This window comes from Bradyrhizobium sp. WSM3983 (assembly GCF_000473045.1).
Taxonomy (GTDB): domain Bacteria; phylum Pseudomonadota; class Alphaproteobacteria; order Rhizobiales; family Xanthobacteraceae; genus Bradyrhizobium.
The window spans coordinates 20,146-40,190 of sequence record NZ_AXAY01000049.1; the positions used below are offsets into that span (position 1 = coordinate 20,146).

A 20,045-nucleotide genomic window follows, 5' to 3' on the forward strand; every position below is an offset into this window, starting at 1 on the left:
CTTCCATCGTCTGCCTCCAAAGAATACGTACGCGTCAAATGTCTTGGCCGTCAGATGGGGGGCGGGCAGATAAGCGACGGCGTCGACCGCGTTTGCTTTGTTTTCGCGTTCTGAACTTGAAGTCTTCGCGGATCGAAAACGGGCAGTCTTCTTGGAGGGGCGATGACCGGCTATCCTGGGTGCCTAAGGGGCTTGTCGGGCTCGAGCCTCCGCACGCGTACGACAAGCGCTGAAGGGCTGCGAGCGGATGACCCTAGAAAGCGGGTCCCGCGTTGACCCCTCTAGCGGCATCCGAGGTATGGGAGCAGCCTCGAAAGGAAGTCCTCAAAAGCACCGAAGCGGACCTAATTCGGCAAGTGTTTGAATCTACTTCGGAAATCTTTTAATATCCAGCGCTTGTAGGGTGTCAGAAGTTCCCCTATGTTTCTGACACTGGACTGGAGTGAGAGCCATGCCCCCACTAGGCACCCGGATTTTGGAATTCACCAAAGAACTGCCCGAAGGCGCACCCATTGCTGCCAAAGCCTTTTTGCACCTTGGAAAGCGTGCCGCCGTGGATCAGGCCCTTTCGCGTCTTGCCGAGCGAGGAAAACTCCTGCGCGCGAGGCGAGGGCTATATCTGCGTCCGGTCGAAAGCCGTTTCGGGGTGAGAGCTCCGTCGGTGGAAAAGGTCGTTGAGGAGGCCAAGGCTCGTAGCGGTGAAATCATCGTCTCCAGCGGCGCGGCGGCGGCCAACCACCTTGGTTTGACAACGCAGGTACCTGTTCGTCAGGTTTATCTGACCTCCGGTCCTTCGCGCGAACTCCACCTCGGCAAGCAAGTTGTCCAGTTCAAGCATGCGCCGCGTTGGCAGCTTACCCTGGCCAACCGTCGTGCAGGCGAGGTGGTGCGTGCGCTTGCGTGGGTCGGTCCCCAGACGGCAGAACGTGCATTGCGGTCCGTCAGTCAGAAACTGACTCCAACCGAAGTGAGTGAACTTAAGTCCGCGGCTTCTTCGTTGCCGACTTGGCTTGCCAAGCCCGTAAGCGAACTGCGTGTCTGACAAGTTCTTGAATCTGTCTAACTCCGAGCGCCGAGAGGCGCTCGGAGTTGCTGCCTCCAATTCCGGACGCCCCGCGCACCTTCTTTGAGAAAGATGTCTGGGTTGTTGGTGCTTGAACGCACTTTTTTCGTCTCCACTGGGAAAGCACCTCGTTTTCAAGGGCGGAACGTCCCTTTCCAAGGTGTACGGCGCAATTCGCCGCTTCTCAGAAGACGTCGATCTTACCTACGATATTCGGGCAATAGCCCCTGATCTCGTGAAAACAAGCGAGAGCAATCCCGTCCCTCGGACGCGCAGTCAAGGCAAAAAATGGAGCGACCAGGTCCGGGAGCGACTTCCAGTCTGGGTGAAACAAGAGGCGCTTGCCGTTATCAATCGGTGTCTGGAAAACGACAACCTGACTGCAAAGGCGGAAGCCGACGGTGACAAAATCTTCGTCAGATTCGCTCCCTTGGAGACAGGCAACGGCTATGTGAGCCCCGCCATCATGCTTGAATTCGGCGCAAGATCCACAGGTGAGCCGAGCGAGCTTCATGACGTGGTTTGCGACGCCGCCCAGTATCTTGAAACTCTCGAATTTCCCACTGCCAGGCCGAAAACGGGCCGCATGAGGCCTCCACGCTTGGATCTTTGCTTAGTCTGACCGGCGGACGTGGGCGAGCATTGTTTCGACGGTGCCCCCCGTACCCCATCAGATGTCTGCAGCTTTGACTGCCAAAGACCGGGTCCATACACTTTCACGCGAATCTCTGATTCAGAAGTTGGGACAAACTTGCCAAAACCTAGGGTTCCGAAAGCTCGCGCCCTTATCGAAGGCCGCCACCTTATCCATCCGGAGCGTCACAAGCGACGCAACGAACCGACCGCTGCACCACTCGGAAGACCCGCCAAAGTGGATGAACGAAACGCAGGCCACCGCGTGGTGCACCTTCGAAACCGAGGCGCCCTGGCTCAATTACTCCCCACCGCGGATTGGTTGAGATCGCCAGCGTGGTCAGCGCTCGCCTCGCTTCTGGTGAGGACGTCGGCGTGCAGGCTATGGGACTGCTGCGCTTGTGTCTCGGATCTATGGGTATGACGCCTGCAGACGCAGGCAAAGTCGCGTGGGTGAAAGAGGGCGAGCCTGACGACTTGCTAGATTAGCAGTAGCGCGACTATAGTGTGCTGAGCGACACGCCCAAAACAAACGCCTTAGCGGGTGTCGCTCCCGGCGTCCGCCTCAATGCTTTCGCAATTTTCTGAACACCAACTTTCTGCTTCGTGAGCGAAGCGTCCGCAAAGGCCAGCGCCGCTAAACTGAGGCAACACCCGGTTGCTTGCAACTTGAATCGGAAGGCGTAAGATTCACGCGATTTGCAAAACACGGAGGTACAGCTTGGCTGAGTCCTCGTTTTCAAAATCGCTACAGTTGCATTAGGTGTCTTTTTTACAGTTCTCGCGTATTCGCTGATTTTGGGTTTCTGAAGTTGTAGGAACGTCACTCCAACGAACACGTTAGGTAAGCTGGTCTGTGGCGCGATACTTTCACGCCATCCACCCGGAACGGCCTGTCGTCTAACGCGCGTATGGCGGCGGGCCGGTTCTCGTTGAAACCTAGCGGGGGCTCGGGTGAAGAAATGTCAGGCCCCCTTGTGCTTAACGGGTAACGCCGATCATGTTCCGCACGTCGGAACACGATTTTGGACTCCACACTGGGGAGACTCAGCGCAATGATCCGATTGCGCCGGGGCTGGGTAAATTGCTTTCCCTAAATATTCTCCCGGAGTGGCCGCTGGCGATTCCAGCGGCCAAATTTTGCTGTTCAGCATTATTTTCCAGAAGCAAAAACGGCGCCCGCTTAAATGAAGCGCAGACGGCGGCCTACCAGCCCCGAGGGGAGAACGTAAAACCCTAGCGCGTTAGCTTGGCGCACTTGTGCCAAGTTTTGTGTCGAAGTCACGGGACCAGGTCATCAGCGCTTGGCCGAGCCGATGCTGGACGACTTAGCATGCAGCGCGGTCTGGTCGCCGGTAATTTGCCCGACATAGTCGTCGATCGCGTCAATCATCGGCCGCGTGTGGCCAAGCCTGCTTTGGAGGAATATCTGCGGAGCCGGTCCAACTCAGCGAGTTCAGCCTTAACAGCATCAGCCCGCGTTTCCGCAGCACGCTGGCGCATGTGCTCCTCATGCCAAGCCTTCGAGGCTGCTCGGTTCTCTGCTTTGGTCATTGCGCCATCGAAACGGGCGGCGCCGGCCAGAGTCAAATTGTCGATTGGTAGTGGCTACGAAGCCGCAAGAGCTACTTGGGCTCGTGGGTGTGGAAAATCCCATAGGGTCGATTCCACGTTACTTAAAGGAATATACAGAATGATCTAATGATCTAGGGCCTGTACTCATAATTCCGGCACGAGTCTGGTCCACCTCTGAAAGCAGACATCACGGCGTCGAAGACCGAGGTCCGCTACGGGCCGCCAGAAGCGGACTCATGCAGCGCAATATTTGCCCGATTATTCGATCACCTCGTCGGCGCGGGCGAGTACCTTTGGCTGGTCATTCCGGCAAACCGGCCTGGCGCAGACCGACGATCATCAGTGCCTTCGTCTCCGGGGCGAGAAAGGTTCCTGCGTGAGCCGCCCATGCGGCAATCGTCAGGCCGGGTTGAAGATCGAGGAGCCGACCCAACCAGTCTCGGGCCTCCTCATTCTTGCCGAGAAGCCCGCAAAGAGAGACTTTGACCCGAAATGAAGCATGGAATTTCGGTTGCTCGCGCAGCGCGTCGTCGATCCAACCCTCGGCACCTTGGAATTGGCGAGCACCCAGATATGCCAACGCGACTGAGAACTTATAGAGGTAGCACAGTGGATCGAGCGGACTGAGCCGGATTGCGCGATTGCCAGCTTCGACAGCAACCATCGCATGAGCAGCGCCGCGAAGGGACTGGCATAGGGCTTTAGTGCCCCAAGCGTGGGCCGAATTTACATTGAGCGCAAGAGCACGATCCAGCGCGGAGAGCGCGGCCGTCTGATCGCCCACGACGCACAACAGATAGGCCGCCATCCAGAGAGCATCGGGATCATTGGTCCCAAACTCAATCGCTAGCTTGGCAAGGCGGATGCCGTCCTCGTCCTCCGGCCCGGTCGGGAGAACCCAGCCCTGACCTCTTTGTATGCCGCGGCACCAAGCTGCTAATCCCGCTGCCGCTGCATATGAGGGATCAAGTTGCAGTGCCCTTTTGGCGAGCGAAATTGCCTCCGTCAGTGTTTCCGGCGTCATTCTATGGACTTGGGACAAAGCACGAAGGTAAAGATCGTAAGCATCAAGGCTTTCGATCGGCTTGCGTTTGGCGCGTTCGATCTCCACCTGCTCCAACTTCGGCGCAATCGCGCTGACTACGCTGACGGTTACCTGGTCTTGAAGATCGAAGACGTCGTCAAGCGTACCGTCGAAACGGTCAGCCCAGAGGTGCGAGCCTGTGGTTGCGTCAATGAGCTGTCCAGTAATACGCACTCGGTTTGCTGCTTTGCGAACACTCCCTTCCAGCACATAGCGCACCCCAAGTTCGCGCCCCACTTGCTTGATGTCGACGGCCTTACCCTTGTAGGTGAAGCTAGAATTGCGCGCGATCACGAACAGCGCTCCGAAACGAGATAGCGCCGTGATGATGTCCTCGACCATGCCGTCCGCAAAGTATTCCTGTTCGGGGCTACCACTCATGTTTTGGAACGGCAGGACGGCGATGGAGGGCTTGTCGGGCAGCGGGAGTGGCTTGGCAGCTTGGGCGGGCGCCTTGGTGCCTGTAGCTGTGGACGACACCGCCGAACGCAGCGCATAAAGCCGCACCGGGCGATCTATGTTTTTGAGCGATCTTTCACCGAGATCATCGAATGCGAAGCTGGTCTTGCCTCTGACCTGCTCGAAAGCGCTGCCGGACAGGCACACGCCGCCCGGTTCACACTCGTTCTCAACCCGCGCCGCGACGTTGACGCCGTCACCAAAAATGTCGTCGCTATCGATGATAATATCGCCAACGTTTATTCCGACCCGAAACAGGATGCATGGCCCAGCTCCACTGGCTATTCGGTCCGCCATTTTCTCCTGAACCGCAACCGCGCAGGTTATGGCGTCGACCGCGCTTGCGAACTCGACGAGCATGCCGTCGCCGGTGGTCTTGACGATCCGCCCGTGATGTTGGGAGATGGCGGGATCGATGACCTCGCGGCGGTGCGCCTTCAAGGCGGCCAGCGTGCCGACCTCATCAGCGCCCATCAGGCGCGAGTAGCCCGCGACATCGGCTGCGAGGATGGCAGCAAGCCGGCGTTCGACCCGCGCCTCGGCCATATGGTGCGCTCCGATCCCAGCGTAGTAGGTGAGGCAAGTCTATGCGTCGGAACCGGGGGTGTCTATCGAGTTCGCGGCGTCGGCTGCGGGTCAGGAGCACCCGTCAACGCAACCATCATACAACGTCCGGTCTCCCTCAGACAGCCGACATGACGGCGGCCCGTTCGTTGTCCAGCTGAGGCCATTAGCGGTAGTATGTCGTTCGCGCCGGATAGACGCCCGAAGGCTGCGGATCATTACCGCTTACGAGCGTTTCCCGCGCAAGATCGAGCTTGCCTGGACGGTCGATCAGTTGTCGCCCTCGAGCCAGCAACGGAAAAATGTCCAAGACTGTTTCTCGGGCCAAATCGTTCGGACGCATGCGTTGGTTGCTTGCGGCAAGGGCGGAATGGCGGATACATTGGGCGCGTTGTCGCGAAACTTGGAACTAAGTGCCCCGCACGGGCAGCTCGACTCGCCGACTTTCTGATTGTGCTTGCCGATGCGGCCGACTTGGCCACGCTCAGTAGCGAGAGTTCGCTGCTGCGTGCAGGCGATGCCGGTTGCCGACACCCCCGGTCTCGACGTGGGCGGCGAAGCAACGCTGGCGGGCGCAAGCTCACACGAGTATCTGCCATGACACAAGCGTCCATCAAAGTCGGCATGATCGCGGAAGAGACAGGAGCACTTTCGTTCATGGGCCGCGCCAATGCCAACGTGGCGAGGATGGTGATTGACGAGATCAACGCCAACGGCGGCCTGCTGGGGCGGAAGATCGAGCTCTATCTCGAGGACGGCGCAACGACCGACGCCGTCGCGGAGGCCAAGGCGGCCAAGCTTGTGGCGCAAGACAAGGTTGATGTGATCTTCGGCGGCATCTACAGCTCCACGCGGCAGGCCATCAAAGGCCCCGCCGTCGTGACGGGCAGGACGCTCTACGTCTACCCCGAGCAATACGAAGGGCAGGAATGCGACCCGCTGATCTTCTGCACCGGCCCGGTGCCGGCGCAGCAGCTCGACCCGCTCATTCCCTGGCTGATGCGCAAAACCGGAGCCAAGACATTCTATCTGCCGTCCGCAGACTACGTTTGGCCGCACGTGATGAACGAGAGGGTCCGCCGGCTCGTCACCGCCGCTGGCGGCAGCATCGTCGGCGAGGAATACTATCCCCTCGATCACGTGGAATACGGCGAGACGGTTGGGAGGATCATGTCCAGCGGAGCGGAGGTGGTGTTCAATACCATCGTTCCGCCCGGTGTCGTGCCGTTCTTCGCGCAACTCCATGACGCCGGTTTTCAGAACCGCGGCGGCCAGCTGATCTGCACCTATTTCGACGAGAACCTGCTCGGCTTGCTGCCGCCGCCGCATGTGGAAGGCCTCTACGGCTGCCTCGACTACTACCAGAACGTCAGCGATCCCTTCAGCAAGACGCTGCTCAGCGCATACGACAAACGCTATCCCGGCAAGGAGCAGTTCACGGGCGGCAGCGCCTGCTCCGGCCTTTACCGAGGGATGAAGCTCTGGGCGGCGGCCGTGAACGAGGCGGGCTCGCTGCGCCAGGAGGACGTCATCGCGGCGCTTGATCACGCAAGGATCGCCGAGGGGCCGGGCGGTCCGGCGGAAATGGTTCCCGGCCAGCACCACGTGCGCATGAACATGTACATCGCCCAAGCGAAGAATGGCCGTTTTGAGATCGTCGAGAGCCTGGAGGCCCTCGACCCGAACGAGGCGATGGTGCCGTTCGCCGCGTAGCTCGGCCGGGGCCGATAGCGTAGTCGTCAGGTAGGGTGCATGAGATGAGTGTCCCGTCTCCGGTCAACGAGAGTCTCCTGAGCCAGCGCCTCGGCGCGCTCGGATTAGCAAGAAGCTGGGCACCGAACGTTCTCCCGGAGCTCGAACGCTTCATCCGTACCGCCGACGACTATGATCTCTTTCGCGTCAATCCCATCCAATACGGCGGCGCCGTCGACCTGCCCGAGGCGGACGCGATAGAGCTGTTCGTGCACGCGGCCAAGGTGGGCCTGTTCGAGATGGACTGGCTGCTCATCTGCGCCTATTGCCCGCAGGTCGCCGGCAGCTTTCGCGAGCTCGACCAGGTCCATCCACGCTTTCAGTGCGCGTTCTGCAACGCCATCAACGATGCGGCGCTGGATGACTACATTCAGGTCGCCTTTACGGTCTCGAGCGGCGTGCGCGACATCATATTCCGCCATCCCGAAATGCTGTCTGTCGAGGATTTTTACCTGCGCTACAACTTTTCCAAGGGCTTCATCGCTCCGCACGGGATGACGCACCAGCAGCTCGTTGCTGCGCTCTCACGGGGATTCGCCGATATTGAGGCCTATGAGCACCGCAGCTTCGACTTCGAGGTCACAGCTGGCCGCTTCGAGGTGCTGGACCTGAGCCACAAACTCCTTCTGGTCTTCTTCGCGGATGGGGAGCCGGCAGACCCGCAAGAGACGTTGGTCCAGCTCGAGTCGGGCCGCCTTCTGGTACCGGACCGGCCTACGGCACCGAGAGACATGGTCCTCGGCGACGGACGCTTTTCGTTCCGGCAGACGGCCGATCTCAGCCCCGGCAAGCACACCATCCGAATCGAGAACCGCACCGGCGATCGCGGTCGCTTCTGGTTCGTCCAGTTTCCCTTCGGTTTCGAGCCTCATCTGGTCGAATACGAACCGTTCCTTTCCGGCAGGCGGTTGTTGCTGACCCCGAGCTTCCGCGAACTCTACAAGGCGCAGCTGGTGGATGAGGGCGAGACCCTCAAAGTCTCAGACATGACTTACCTGTTCACCGATCTGAAGCAGTCGACGCCGCTTTATGAAAGCGTTGGTGACGTGAACGCGTATTTTTTGGTTCGTCAACACTTCGAGATCTTGAACAAGATCATCCGGGAACGATCCGGCACCATCATCAAGACGATTGGTGACGCGGTCATGGCCGGCTTCGAGCGTCCACAGGATGCCGTTCGCGCCTCCATCGAGATGATCGAAGAACTGTCGCGATTCAACCGGACCGCTTCGCGGCCGCTGGGCCTCAAGGTCGGTGTCCACAAGGGTCGGGCGATTGCGGTGACGTTCAACGACCGGATCGACTATTTCGGACAGGACGTGAATATCGCCGCACGCGTGCAAGGTCTCGCCGACGTCGACGAAGTTTGCATCAGTGCAACGGTGATGGAGGCGCCGGGCGTCGGTGACATCGTCAATTCACGCTCGGTGTCGCGCAACTACGAGAACCTGAAGGGCATCGGTCAAAAGATGGAAGTCCATCGCATAACGATCATTCAGACGCAGACATAAACGACCGCAGTGGTACCGCGAGGCCAAGGCCGACGGTTCCTCGACGACAGACCGAAATCGTCCGCTCTGTGTGAAAAGCGTCGTTCTAGTCGCCCACCAGTCACTTCCGGTCTGCCCTCGATAGGCGGACGATTTTGGGAGCCTGCCCATGGGCAATCGCGTGGGGTTGATCCTTGGGGCGGTCCAATCGCGTACCGCCCTGTTTTCATGTGTGCTAGCTAGTTGGATAGCAAAATGGTAGCAGGAAAAGCAGATCATGACTGACGATCAGGTCAATCTCGTCGTTCAGCACCTTTGCGAGCAATTGCACTTGGCGCTCCGGCTGAAGGGTAGCGAAGCACATCCACCAAACGCCAAGGATATTGGATTCGATCCTGCCTCTGTAAGAACCGTATTGCTGGCCGGGTTGCGTTCGGCGAGTGTCACGATCCACCACGAGACAGCCGGGGCGAGCGAAGAGCCGCCGTGGTCTTAAAAGCAAAACCCGAGACAGAAGCTCCGCGCCAATTCTCAGTCGGGTCAAAAGCAGCGGTCAAGGCAAGTCGCCGGAGAATGCCCGGATCACACCAGACAGTCGACGCCGTGACCGCAGGAGCGATGTTCGGCTAGTCTAGTGGACCGCGAGCGGAAGTCGTTCGCTCGAGAGCCGAGCGAGACAGATCGCTCAGCCACAGTTCAGCATCATGCGATTCCAGAAGTTGCTCCTGATCAGATCGATCTCACGCTGCTTTCACCAGCACGTCAGTCAACCAATCCGGTTCGGCGATCATAACTGAGTGGCCAGACGTGGTGTTTTCGAGCACGGTCCAGGACGTATCGGACTTGCACTCCCCTGCCGCTTTGTCCAAGGCGGCCAACTGGAATTTGGGTAAGCGGATGTAGGTCTTCTTCGCGACCTTTTCGCGTGCGCCGGAGAGCTTCACCGGTTGCAACCATGTGCCAATCGGTTGTGGGGTTACTTTCGATAGAACCCAGGCAACGTCTTTGGGGTCGCTAAAGGCCGCCGGAGGGAGTGCTTTGGGAGCTGGACGGCTGATCGCCCCCTCTTCTATCGGGAAGGAGACCAAGTCTCGGAATGACTGACCGTCGACGGGCTTTGTTGCATCAACCCAGACGATAGATGACACACGGTTTCCGATGCGCTCAAGCGCGCCCGATGCGGGGCATCCGGCGTACGAATGGGCAACGAGGCAAATGTCTGTGAGGTCTTCCCATTCTACCAGATTTGCGATGTCTGTGATGTGTGTGTCGAGATTTACGTCTTTGCTGAGGAGATGCGAGCGTTCTGCCAATCCCGTAAGTGTAAGCGCATAGACCTTATGGCCTTGCTTTTCGAGCCTCTCGGTGACGCGATGCCAACACCAAGCTCCGTAAAAGGCCCCGCCAATAAGAACAAAAGTCTTGCGCGCGGATTGTTGAGCACGTGCGCTAATGCTTGATGAAGTTACCGAGACCGCGCTTACTCCGGCGGCGAGGCTGCCGATCAATCTGCGGCGGGTGACGTTTGACAAAGTCATGAACTCCCTCCCTGCAAAAAATGTGGCGCAATACGAGTGCGACAATGTAATCGTCAAAATTGGATTCATGGAAGACAAGTTCGGCGGGCTTCGAAGGAATATTGTGGCCCGGCGGTGACTTCCGCCACGGGTCATTTTGGTCATCTCTGGCATGTCCGACGCACGTCCGGTTCGGAGGTGATTCCGGACACGCTGGTTCGAGGCAGAAGCCGCAACGGTGTTTGCTCAAGCAGGCCAGTTCGCATGCCTGCGTTAACCCTGTCTCTGATCTTATCCCGTAACCAGCGCCGGCTGGTTCAGCTCTGCCGCTAAGCCGCCTTATTGGATGTTTGCAATCGTTTCTCCGATTTTCGGGAGCTTATTTCCGGCAGGCTTGAGCGAGGCTTCTCGTTCGGAAAGCGTGGAATCAGATGAGAGTTGCTCTCATCCTTGTTGGCCTCGGAACGCTCGCGGTGATGGAGTTCGAGACACCGCCGCGCAGGACAAAGCCCGTGAACGAGCCGCCCGCTCAGGTGACCGTCGGGTTACGCGCCTCAAACGATACGCTGACGACCGCAGACCGGCTCGAAATCCCGCACATGCAATTTGAAGCGCCGAAGCCGGTTTCCTCGAGCGAACCGATGCCTCCAGCCGATCAAACAGCTGCGCCAGAGCCTTCGAACATCATCGAGCAACACAAGCGCAGTGCAAGCGGGGGACCATCCGTGGTCATGCTGCCCAGGCCTCGGCCTAGGCAGGGAACTTCCAAGGCAACTACGAGTGCCAACCGCGCCAAACCGGTCGCGAAGGTCTGCCGGTCAGGTGCCTTCGATGGCCTATTCAAAGCATTGAACCTGTCTACGGGATGCCAGACCTAGCCCAACGATTCCTCTGCATCGGTGAAATGGCCGACGGGAACCCACGACTCCTCGCGCATAGGTCGGAGGAAACAGGCCGTGGCGGCGAAATCCGGCAACCTCGCCCGGACGAGCGAGGGTCCGTTGTCGCCGCGCGGGACTGGCTGTCGGCGGAATCCATCACACTCGTTCTTGGAGTGGCGATCGGCCTAGCTTTCGTCGCAAGTTTTGTCCTGTTTCGCGACGCTCATTTGAACAGGAAACCGATCGACACGACGGCCGCCGAGGCGTTGGTCGAGCGCATTATCATAGCCGAGTCCAATGGTGACCCGAATGCAAGAAATAAGCGGTCGAGCGCGACTGGCGCCGCCCAGTTTCTCAATGACACGTGGCTCGAAGCCATCCGAAGGCATCGACGCGATCTGATCCAGGGCCGCAGCGACAAGGAAGTGTTGGACTTGCGGCGAGATGCCGAGCTTGTGCGAGAGATCACCGCACGGCTGGTCGAGGAATATGCCGCGATGCTGAACAAGCGCGGTCTGCCGATTACGCCCGGTTCTCTCTATCTTGCCCATTTCGCGGGACCGGCGGGCGCCGTGGCTCTATTGTCCGGTGCAGAAACTGTCGATGCTGCTTCCCTCATGGCCGCCGCTGACGTGACAGGTCGGACCACGCGCGAAAAGTTGGTCAACGCCAATCCGTTCCTCAAGGTGATGACGGTCGGCGATATCAAGAACTGGGCCGATCGCAAGATGGCAGTAGGCAAATCGGCGGGGCGCTCGTGAAGCGAGACGTCCCCTGCGCTCGCGAATGCCGTGGACAAACCAGCAGCGCCACAGTAACTGCTATAAATTCCCGTCGTTTCACTCAATCCTCATCAGTTTGAGGAGATAGGTGCGGATTATCAGGTTTCGGCAATCGGATCACCATGTCCTCTAGCTCCAACACCAGTATCGCCAAGAGAGCTCGCACGAAGGCCGAGGCGGATTTTGCCACTTGGCTCATGATGGCCAAGCTGGGTGGTTTCGATGACCTTCCGTCAAACGCACAAAGCTTTCTGACAAACTATCGAACCCGACTTGAGACGATGAGCGAGGCCGAGTCCACGGCCCTGGCCGTTCGCGAGGTCTACAGCGCTTATTACAGCGAGATGGGAGGCGTGGGCGCGGCGCCGGAACTAAAGGCTCGCACACCAACGACAGGGGACAAAGGCGTGCGGTTCCAGAGTGGGCCTAAACCTCGGCCCGGTCTATCGGTTGCGCGCCATTCGACGAGGCCGATGATCGGAAAATCGCTTTCGGCACTGCTGATTTTCGCGAGCATGGCGGCACTGATTGTCGCATATAGATTTCTGACGCAGTAATAGCGCCAGCTAATTGTGTGCGGGTGAAGTAGCGCCGCTCACAGCAAATCGCGTCGCCGAGCTTCTCTGCCGTGCCCGCCAGCTCTAGCAGCGCCCGCCTCGGACCTCCGCCTCTACAAATACGCGATGTCCACGACGCCCGCCTTTTCCCCTGATAGCGATCAAATCGCGGACATCACGCAGTTCGCATTTGGGCCAACAGCCGACATTGGCATTTCCCTTTTGGAGACCGGGTTGTTCAGGTTCACGTCGGATTTGGTTTTCCTGTCCCCTTGAGGGCTCGGGTCAATTCCCGGACATCTTTTAGCTCTTCGAGACCATCGACGACTGATATGACGCGTTCAGCGCCGGTCTTGCCGATGACAGACACCGCGAAGTTCATGAACTTGCGTTCGAGCGACGATCTCGACAGCGGGCGCTCCGCGTCGCCTTCGGTAACCTCCACGGTCTCACGCAAGGACTGACCATCCGTGAACACAATCTCTATGTTTGCGCCGCGTCCCTTGGGGAGTTTGGCTATGAGCGCCTCGCCGGGCTTCACCGATATTTTTTCCACCAGCGTCATCACGTCCTGGGCCCGCCAGCGATCCTTCTCGAATTGAGCTACCGTCACATCGCCGTCGAGAAGAGCCATGGCGAGGCAGACCGGAAGACTATGGTCGGCGGTGCCCTTTGTCTGTGGTCGGAATTTCGCAGGATCCGCAACGCGCTCGATTATTCCGGGATAGGTCTCAACCGTGATCGCCCGTATATCCTGTGTGCGGCCCTTGATCTTTGCAGAGAGCGACGCGCCAGCCTCTGCCACGGCCTGCAACTCGATCTGAATGGGAAAGCGTTTGAATGCCACCCGGGGCAGCCGATATCGTGCGAGCTCAAGGTCAACGGCAAAACCCTCCTTGCTAGGCTTCATTTTCGACGCCAGCCATTCCAACGTGCCGGACGGGCCGGTGAAGCCCTGCGCGGCGAGCCGTGTTGCGAAAACGCCGTCAGCCGCAGTGGCAGCAAGTCCCATAGCTTTCATCATGCTGATCGCGCCACTATTGACGACAAAGCTTGTGAAGCCACGGGCTCCGGATATTCCAAGCGTCTACTTCTAACGCGCTTGGAGATCGACTAGACTAGTGTTTAAACGGCCGCAGGCCTCCACAATGAGCGATGGCCTGCGGCCTGCGCGCACCGGCAGGAAGAACCCCGGCCGGCAGGACACCCAGCTCTGGCCATCGGGCGAGATGCCGCCGCCCGGCACGATCATAGCGGAGAACTTGTTCACCCAATTATGGCCATTGCGCGTGTAGGCCCTGCGGTCATCTCCGTCGATGCGGAGTTGGATGCGGTAGCCGTCGTACTTGACCTCGTGAATCCATTGAGACCCCGAAGGGGCCCTCATCTTCAGTGTTGCGAGCTGGGGTTTAATGAACCCTGGCATCGCTGCCAAAAGCGAAGTACACGAGGCGGTCCTGGTCGCCCCTGCCGAGGTCTGCCTGCAGTCTTCAGCGTTTTCTTTTCACGCTGAGGCGTCATTTTCGCCGGGCTCTCTTTCCCCGGTACCCCACGGGGGCCTAGCTGTTCTCGCTGGATGTCGTCTTCGGAGCGCTCAGGCTCCACGCCATTGATCGGATTCTTGAAGCGGCGGGTCCAGTCGTGGCCGCGCCGCGTGTAGACCTTGATGGCCTCGTTGGCGAGGTGGACCTGGACACGATAGCCGTCGAACTTGATCTCATGAATCCAGCGCTTGCCCGACGGGACGCGCTCGATCGCGGTTGCCAGCGCCGGGGCGACGAAGCCGGGGAAGGGCGCCTTGACGCCGAGCGCTTCCGACTTTTCCCGTCGGAAAGCCATGGTTACACGAGGCGCAAGCTGAACTGCCGCAGATCCTGTCCTGCGTAGCGATCGACGAACTCCTGTAGGTGCGAGGGGACATTGCTCAGTTGCAGATTGCAGCGATGCTGGATTTCGCGGGCGACATCCTCGGAGACGTCTTCGGACCAGCGCTCGGCCGTGTTGAAGGCAATCACCCTGATCGGCCGGCGGTACTCGCCGGACATCAGATCCTGAATGACGGTTTCGAGGTCTGACGTTTCCAGATCGGTTTCGCGCCAGGCGCGCCCCGCTCTGCCGAAATCATCTGCCACCAGGTAGACGGTCGGCTCGTCGCTGGGGACGAGGGAGGGGTCCAACGCGACTGACGCATAAGTAACTCCACGCCACAGAACCGGGATTCAAGTTGACGTGCCGTGATTCGTTCCAGTGTTTGGAAATGCCTGTCTCGCCAGCGCTTTTTATAGCGGTGAACGACTCAACGGAGGTAGCATGGCAGTCAACAAGCCCACCGGCGACAACGCCCGCAAGGGCGCCGTGAAGAAACGTTCGCAAACGAAGACCACGATCGGCGGCGCTTCCGGTTGGACCAAGCGCGATAGATCGTCGGGCGAGTTCATGGCGGTCAAGAAGGCCGGGCAAGGCCAAGAAAGCTGCCAAGAAGTTCAAGGGAGTGCGGGCCGAAAAGAAAGCTGCAAAGAGGGCGCGGAAGACCGCTCGATAGGAACGGACTCCCGAATAACTCATTGGGGAGCCTATGGAGTCCGACTCTGGAGCTCACAATGAACAGATCCCTATCGATCGCGGTCGCGGCGCTCGCCTTGTCGATCGCCAGTGCCGCCGCGCAGCCCGCCGGCGCGCCGAGTGGACGAGGCTCGGTGACGGGTGATCCCGCGGCCAGCTCAGCGTCGCCCGGCACCGACCCGCACCAAACCACTGGCGCATCCTCCAGTTCTAGGAGTGGAAGTGGCACTTCCAGTTCTGGCGGGAAAGACGCCAACGGAGATCAGGGCCGAGACAGAATGCCGGACAGCAACATGACCGTCAGGCCGCAAAATCAGCAACCGGAAAAGCCCCACTGATGAGGCGCCGATAGCCGCTGCCGTCGCCTATGCGCGCAAACGATAGGAGCGGCTTCAGCATATCCCACCGAATGCCGCTGAATGTGGAAGTGTGCGATGCGGACGGCCCGCTCTACTCCATCAAGATCGCAAGTCAATCTTCGCTAGTGCAAAATGAGTAGGTTGCTAACCGATTGAAGGAATGCAGAATTTCTAACTTTTGTTATGGTTGAAGCGAGTGGTCCAACGTTACCCTTTGTCAACAGCGCGCGGACCATGGCTACGTTCGGTGAAAAAAATCTAGCTGCGATCCCGCTCTCCTCAAGCGCAAAGGAGTTCGCCATGCAGAAGCGGCGGCGTTTTAAACAACAGCTCACTCTTCAGGATCGGCTGGCTGCTTGGTCCAAGGAAGTCAAAGAGCAGGCAGATGCTCTTCCGCCCGGACCGGAGCGGGACGCCCTCGTCAAGAAGGCGCGGCGAGCAGATGTCGCCTGTCACCTCGACGATTGGGCGAAGTCTGCCGGTCTACAGCCACCAACCTAGGAACGTTCTCGGAGCGCCACCAGGGCTGGCTGGCCGGCTCTCTAACCTCAAGCACAAAAGTGTGCATACCAGATTATCCCGGGTAGGGTACGATACAACCTATTTTAGAATTGGATATTAGGAGCATCCAATGCCTACTGGCATTGAAGCGATCGTTTCCGCTTACGTACTTTCGAAGAACCGGCAAGCTCTGGAGAATATGCGCGAGCTCCGGCACCAATTGCTCAAACCGCGACAGTCCAGATCTAGAGTCGACGCGGCTCGGTCTCGGGTTTCTATACTTGAGGACCTCCGAGCGATCGAGGATGGACTGGAGCAGCTCCGACCGCCACAGCATCGGCTGAGCCAGTGACAAGCGGCCAGCGGTTCACGCTGGCGGGACTCATGCTACGTCAACCTCAAGCGACCGGTGCCCGCCGGTCTATATCTCTGCAAACTCCCGCCGCCGGCTCACGATGTCGGCGGCAATTTCTTTGGTCCACGGATCGACACATGCGAAGGCCGCAGCGAACTCAATCGCTGCGGCCCGCGCCGTGTCAAAAAGTCCGGGTAAAATGATCTAAGTGAAATATGCAGCCAGCCCCGGTGAGCAGCAAACTACTGCAACGTTACCGCAGCGCAATGTCATCTATGTCACAGTTGGAAACGTATTTAATTCGCTGGTGAGGAAAGGCGCCGCCGGCGCTGGCTAGCGGGCGGGCCTTCCACCCAAATCGCAGGGCAACTCGCGCGGCCCCGACTTCAGAGAGTTATCACCTAGCGCGCGATTCGATGCCAGCCGAAAGTTCCGCCGATTCGCGCTGCGGCCCTGGTTCTCGTTTGACGGAACGTTCTTATGCTGGTGCTGGGGGCTAGGTCGAAAGCCGCAGTGGCCTGATTTCGAATCTGCTATGTTCGGCTATGCCGCATCTTGAAGACTGCAGATGCATGCTTCGACGCCTCATCGACAAGGGTGATGCGAAAAACATCCCGTTCGCTCAGCGGGCGGTCGATGTCTATTGGGACTCGACGCCACAGAAGGCACAGGTGAGCGGCCTGCGCTTGCTCCAGCTGGACGTGCTGGAACAGCGGAACGCCGTCATCGACGCTCAGAATGATTTCGCCCAAGCCGTAAACGACTACATCGAGCAGAAGATCAGGGGCGAATAGACCACCCGTATTTTTCCCAGGTAGGCCGCATTGTGAAGCTGGAGGCCGGTGATGTATGATCTCGTAGCGCTGAACGCCGAGCTCGATCGCTGCAAGGTCGAGCTCAAGGTTCTCGATAAGCAGATTGACCTCGCCGCCGCCTCAAAGCCCGTGGACATAGTGGAAATCGAACGGATCGCCCGGCGCGTTCGCGAGCTCTCAGAGCATGTCGAAGCTCTCACGGATGCGATTGTGCAAGGGGGCGGTAACGCGCAGCACTGAATTAGCGGCCCCTTTCATTTTTTATCCGCAGCTATGGTGCGGCGGGTGGAGCTTGGTTCGGTCGCCGAGCTTCTCGCCGGTCACGCCGGCGGGCCATCCCCCAACGTAAGCAGTCGCACATAGGTGCCGCTCTCGTGCAGCTCGAGCCAGCCTTTCTCGATCGCATGCTTGATGCCCGCGCCGAACTCTGGACCGGTTGCCTTGAGGGTGCGGAGAAACGGCGCGTTGATCTTCTCGATGTGAATGCGCCCGTCCTGGACAGCTTCAACACTCTTTGCGAGCTCGACCAGCTTGCGGGCTGCCGCCTCTGGATTCGCGTACGGACGTTCACTGGCCAGTTTCATGAATCGGCCCCCAGCCGGAAATGCTGCCGAGCTATAGACGATTCGCGGTTTTGCCGTAGAAGGGCTTGCTATCCGCACTTGTGGTTCTTTGCGTGAAGCGCGGTCCGGTCTCCGGTCATCTCCTCAACATAGTCGTCGATGGCCGTCATGAGCTTGTCGCGGTCAGCGCGCCAATCCTTTCTGCTGAAGATGAGGTAATGGCGTAAGCGGCCGAGCTCGGCCAGGTCTGCGGCAATATCGGCAGCGCGCGCCTCCTCAGCGAGTTTGCGCATCCGCTCTTGGTGGTACGCCTTCGCGGCCGCTCGGTTCTCTGCCTTGGTCATGCCGCCATCGAAATGCGGCAGGGGCCAAAGTCAAATTGTCGATTCCTAGCGGCTGAGGATGAACGTGAACTACTGCCGGTCGTGGGTGTGGAAAAGCACGACTCGCTTGTTCACGGTGTAAATCTTCAGCCCGTCGACGGCGGAGCCTGAGGGCTCCTGCTGACTAGGCGAGTAGCCAAGCTGCTGCCCGATACAGGAAGTACAACCACGCGCCCGTCGCCACGAAGATCGTACCGAGCAAGAGAACAATCGTCAGCTTCACTCCGAGACTGTTCTCGCCTGGCAACCGCTCTGGGATCTCGCCTTCAGTCTGGATTCGAAAAACGCGCATTACTCACCCCAAAAAGAGACGCCGCTCACGACGAACGCAATAACTTTGTAAATCGGAAAAGTTCCTCCAACGGGCCGCGGAACGGTAGCTCAATCTAGAACAGAGAACTACCGATATTCCGAATTTAACTTGCTCCGTCGGGCAAAACCGTGGTTCATAGGTGCTCCTGATCGAATGAGGAGACCCCACCTATGCCGACGCCGTCCTCGATCGCCTCGTCCACAACGCCCATCGGCTCGATCTCTTCGGCGAAAGCTTGCGCCGAACCCGGCAATCCGCCCGAAAGGCCTGAGCCCGTGGCGCTGTGGACATGTCGCTTCGATTGGACAACGCCAAGCGTGCCCACATGCCCGCAGCAACCGCAGCAAAAGAAAAGGTAGATTCAAGCCGCGATTCTAGATTGACCACGCGGCTTGACCGATGCCAGAGAACCAACCGGCCAGAACGCCTCGCCCCCGGGCGAGATCAGATCGGAGAGGTGGGCGACATCGTCTCGGAATCCCTGGGCGACTTCAAGTCGGTACATCCGGGCGACTTCGTCGGAATCCGCATCGACCTGCAGGATGCCGGCAAAGCCCGCCAGATGACGCTCGACACATTCGCCGGGGCGGCTGTGGGACCATTCAACCCTTCTCCAAGAACCGTGACCGACTGTTGGAGGGGGAGATCGCCGCGAGGTTCCTGGCGGCGGTTCTGGCAGCCGAAACTGAAGCGGTTGTTGTCGAACAATCATTTCTCGGTGGACGGGGCGTCGCGACCAAGGGCGGATGATCTCGGACCGAGAAAGCCAGGTATGGATCGACTGGCTAGAGAAGGATGGCCTGTTCAAGCCGGGTCAGATCAAGGCCTCCGACACCTACACCAACGCGTTCAACTATTTCCATCCTGGGAAGACGGCGGAGGCGCGATGACCCCGATCAAGATCAGCTTCGAGCAGGTCGGCAAGGAATTCGTCACGCGAGGTGAGGGCGGCTACCCTCGAGGAGATCACGCTCGATGTCAGGCGGTTCTTCTTTTGCACGATCTCAAGGATGCGGGCGTCGATTCGATCGTATCGCATACTGCCCTGGTGACCTTTCACCGCGAAATGGCTAAACGGCGGGGGAAAGCATCCAAAATACGTGGGTGATTTCAACAATCGCGTATCGCTGCAGTACGGGCGGCTTACCTCTTTCTTCGATTTCGGTCCCGCGCGTACGGTTCGCACTTCGCGATTGCTCCAATCAACGGGAGAGCGAATGATGCTGCAAAGTTGGTTTGCAGCCCGTTGCGTTAGCCCCGGCTCCGACCAAGTCCTGCCGCCCAAACTGCAAAGTGAGTTTGCAATTGCTGAAACGCTGTGAATTGGCGCCGGAGTATAATCCCTCTAATGTCACCTGTGGTAGTTGCCGATCGGCAACGGGACCCCGCGCCGATACACGGCCTGTCGAAGGAGATCCGAGACCGACATAAAACCACACGCTCCAGGACTTCAGTATCGCGATCAAGGCGCGCGGCTGTACGGGAGCGCCGCACACCGATCAGGATGAAAGCACGATCGCCGTATGTAGCGATGTCCGCGCACCGCTATCGTTGAAAATAGCGAGAACAGCTTCAATTTCGGGAAGTCGCTCGTGGAAGCCTCACGGCCTCGGGCGTGACTCACGATGGGTCTTCAGCCATCATGACCTGATTTGCCCTTCATTGGCTCGATTGATCTGGCGTTCCAGTTCGGCGGTGTCTGCTCGAGAATGTTACGGACGAAGAACTCCAAGACCTTCAGCTGCGTATAGCTGCCCGGTGTTCCGTGATCTGCACCGGGCACATAAAGCATGTCGAAGTATTTTCCCGCCTTAATGAGCCGATCGGCAAGCTGGAA

General features: G+C 59.0%; 21 protein-coding genes and 3 pseudogenes. 15 read left to right on the top strand and 9 right to left on the bottom strand.

Features of this window, described 5'->3' with window-relative positions:
* Nucleotides 1-451: 451 nt before the first annotated feature.
* Together YUA_RS49370 and YUA_RS49375 are read left to right on the top strand one after the other, a co-directional pair.
* Entirely contained in the window at nt 452-1,042 is a 591-nt protein-coding gene (locus YUA_RS49370; protein WP_084293146.1) for a DUF6088 family protein, read from the top strand.
* Between the two features lie 112 nt (nt 1,043-1,154).
* Nucleotides 1,155-1,685: a nucleotidyl transferase AbiEii/AbiGii toxin family protein gene (locus YUA_RS49375; protein ID WP_245285371.1), complete on the top strand. Its 531-nt coding sequence runs from the start codon at nt 1,155-1,157 to the stop codon at nt 1,683-1,685.
* Between the two features lie 1,887 nt (nt 1,686-3,572).
* Here the strand turns inward: YUA_RS49375 and YUA_RS0138755 are convergent.
* The gene (locus tag YUA_RS0138755) at nt 3,573-5,360 is read right to left on the bottom strand and encodes an adenylate/guanylate cyclase domain-containing protein (RefSeq protein WP_027535454.1); all 1,788 of its coding nucleotides are present in this window, start codon (nt 5,358-5,360) and stop codon (nt 3,573-3,575) included.
* A 615-nt stretch (nt 5,361-5,975) separates the two neighbouring features.
* Between YUA_RS0138755 and YUA_RS0138760 the strand changes: the two genes are divergently transcribed.
* The 3 genes from YUA_RS0138760 to YUA_RS50675 all read left to right on the top strand — a co-directional run bounded on the left by YUA_RS0138760 (nt 5,976) and on the right by YUA_RS50675 (nt 9,116).
* Nucleotides 5,976-7,091, top strand: a complete 1,116-nt coding sequence (locus YUA_RS0138760) for a substrate-binding protein (protein ID WP_027535455.1) — start codon at nt 5,976-5,978, stop codon at nt 7,089-7,091.
* Nucleotides 7,092-7,135: 44 nt separating this feature from the next.
* A complete protein-coding gene (locus YUA_RS0138765) occupies nt 7,136-8,641 on the top strand; it encodes an adenylate/guanylate cyclase domain-containing protein (protein WP_027535456.1) in 1,506 nt (501 codons plus the stop codon).
* Between the two features lie 256 nt (nt 8,642-8,897).
* On the top strand, nt 8,898-9,116 hold the full coding sequence (locus YUA_RS50675) for a hypothetical protein (protein ID WP_156947586.1): 219 nt from the start codon (nt 8,898-8,900) through the stop codon (nt 9,114-9,116).
* Between the two features lie 244 nt (nt 9,117-9,360).
* Here the strand turns inward: YUA_RS50675 and YUA_RS47595 are convergent, their stop codons facing one another.
* On the bottom strand, nt 9,361-10,158 hold the full coding sequence (locus YUA_RS47595) for an alpha/beta fold hydrolase (RefSeq protein WP_084293147.1): 798 nt from the start codon (nt 10,156-10,158) through the stop codon (nt 9,361-9,363).
* A gap of 883 nt (nt 10,159-11,041) precedes the next feature.
* On the opposite strand from YUA_RS47595, the gene YUA_RS46440 reads away from it, so the two are divergent.
* Nucleotides 11,042-11,779 (top strand): lytic transglycosylase domain-containing protein, encoded by a 738-nt coding sequence (locus YUA_RS46440; RefSeq protein ID WP_245285372.1) that lies wholly within the window; start codon nt 11,042-11,044, stop codon nt 11,777-11,779.
* Nucleotides 11,780-11,922: 143 nt separating this feature from the next.
* Nucleotides 11,923-12,357 (top strand): hypothetical protein, encoded by a 435-nt coding sequence (locus YUA_RS0138795; protein ID WP_027535460.1) that lies wholly within the window; start codon nt 11,923-11,925, stop codon nt 12,355-12,357.
* A gap of 244 nt (nt 12,358-12,601) precedes the next feature.
* Here the strand turns inward: YUA_RS0138795 and YUA_RS0138800 are convergent, their stop codons facing one another.
* The 4 genes and pseudogenes from YUA_RS0138800 to YUA_RS0138815 all read right to left on the bottom strand — a co-directional run bounded on the left by YUA_RS0138800 (nt 12,602) and on the right by YUA_RS0138815 (nt 14,534).
* Nucleotides 12,602-13,381, bottom strand: coding sequence for an MmgE/PrpD family protein (locus tag YUA_RS0138800; RefSeq protein WP_027535461.1), 780 nt, complete (start codon nt 13,379-13,381; stop codon nt 12,602-12,604).
* A gap of 147 nt (nt 13,382-13,528) precedes the next feature.
* Nucleotides 13,529-13,783: pseudogene (locus YUA_RS49385) on the bottom strand (hypothetical protein); the annotation flags it as partial.
* Nucleotides 13,747-14,196: a hypothetical protein gene (locus YUA_RS52435; protein WP_035972877.1), complete on the bottom strand. Its 450-nt coding sequence runs from the start codon at nt 14,194-14,196 to the stop codon at nt 13,747-13,749. The pseudogene YUA_RS49385 and the gene YUA_RS52435, both read right to left, overlap by 37 nt.
* 2 nt (nt 14,197-14,198) lie before the next feature.
* On the bottom strand, nt 14,199-14,534 hold the full coding sequence (locus YUA_RS0138815; RefSeq protein ID WP_027535463.1) for a hypothetical protein: 336 nt from the start codon (nt 14,532-14,534) through the stop codon (nt 14,199-14,201).
* Nucleotides 14,535-14,667: 133 nt separating this feature from the next.
* Here YUA_RS0138815 and YUA_RS49395 point away from each other — a divergent pair, with 133 nt between their 5' ends.
* The 4 genes from YUA_RS49395 to YUA_RS0138840 all read left to right on the top strand — a co-directional run bounded on the left by YUA_RS49395 (nt 14,668) and on the right by YUA_RS0138840 (nt 17,189).
* Entirely contained in the window at nt 14,668-14,961 is a 294-nt protein-coding gene (locus tag YUA_RS49395; protein ID WP_084293149.1) for a hypothetical protein, read from the top strand.
* 551 nt (nt 14,962-15,512) lie between these two features.
* Nucleotides 15,513-15,779, top strand: a complete 267-nt coding sequence (locus YUA_RS0138825) for a hypothetical protein (protein WP_371259942.1) — start codon at nt 15,513-15,515, stop codon at nt 15,777-15,779.
* A gap of 927 nt (nt 15,780-16,706) precedes the next feature.
* Entirely contained in the window at nt 16,707-16,928 is a 222-nt protein-coding gene (locus tag YUA_RS0138835; protein WP_156947587.1) for a hypothetical protein, read from the top strand.
* A gap of 48 nt (nt 16,929-16,976) precedes the next feature.
* Nucleotides 16,977-17,189: a hypothetical protein gene (locus tag YUA_RS0138840; protein ID WP_156947588.1), complete on the top strand. Its 213-nt coding sequence runs from the start codon at nt 16,977-16,979 to the stop codon at nt 17,187-17,189.
* A gap of 80 nt (nt 17,190-17,269) precedes the next feature.
* Here the strand turns inward: YUA_RS0138840 and YUA_RS0138845 are convergent, their stop codons facing one another.
* Both YUA_RS0138845 and YUA_RS0138850 read right to left on the bottom strand, forming a co-directional pair.
* Nucleotides 17,270-17,533 carry a hypothetical protein gene (locus YUA_RS0138845; protein WP_027535468.1) on the bottom strand — a complete coding sequence of 88 codons (264 nt, stop codon included), beginning with the start codon at nt 17,531-17,533 and terminating at the stop codon, nt 17,270-17,272.
* A 68-nt stretch (nt 17,534-17,601) separates the two neighbouring features.
* Nucleotides 17,602-17,856 carry a hypothetical protein gene (locus tag YUA_RS0138850; protein ID WP_027535469.1) on the bottom strand — a complete coding sequence of 85 codons (255 nt, stop codon included), beginning with the start codon at nt 17,854-17,856 and terminating at the stop codon, nt 17,602-17,604.
* A 509-nt stretch (nt 17,857-18,365) separates the two neighbouring features.
* On the opposite strand from YUA_RS0138850, the pseudogene YUA_RS50680 reads away from it, so the two are divergent.
* The 4 genes and pseudogenes from YUA_RS50680 to YUA_RS0138870 form a co-directional block, all read left to right on the top strand.
* Nucleotides 18,366-18,479 (top strand): annotated as a pseudogene (locus YUA_RS50680) (ATP-binding protein); the annotation flags it as partial.
* A gap of 322 nt (nt 18,480-18,801) precedes the next feature.
* Nucleotides 18,802-18,935 (top strand): annotated as a pseudogene (locus tag YUA_RS50685) (IS5/IS1182 family transposase); the annotation flags it as partial.
* 19 nt (nt 18,936-18,954) lie between these two features.
* Nucleotides 18,955-19,098, top strand: a complete 144-nt coding sequence (locus tag YUA_RS50690; protein WP_245285373.1) for a hypothetical protein — start codon at nt 18,955-18,957, stop codon at nt 19,096-19,098.
* Nucleotides 19,095-19,316: a hypothetical protein gene (locus YUA_RS0138870; protein WP_027535471.1), complete on the top strand. Its 222-nt coding sequence runs from the start codon at nt 19,095-19,097 to the stop codon at nt 19,314-19,316. The genes YUA_RS50690 and YUA_RS0138870 overlap by 4 nt, the downstream gene beginning before the upstream one ends.
* A gap of 525 nt (nt 19,317-19,841) precedes the next feature.
* On the opposite strand, the gene YUA_RS0138875 is transcribed toward YUA_RS0138870, so the two are convergent.
* A partial coding sequence (locus YUA_RS0138875) for a hypothetical protein (RefSeq protein WP_027535472.1) occupies nt 19,842-20,045 on the bottom strand: 204 nt, incomplete at its 5' end.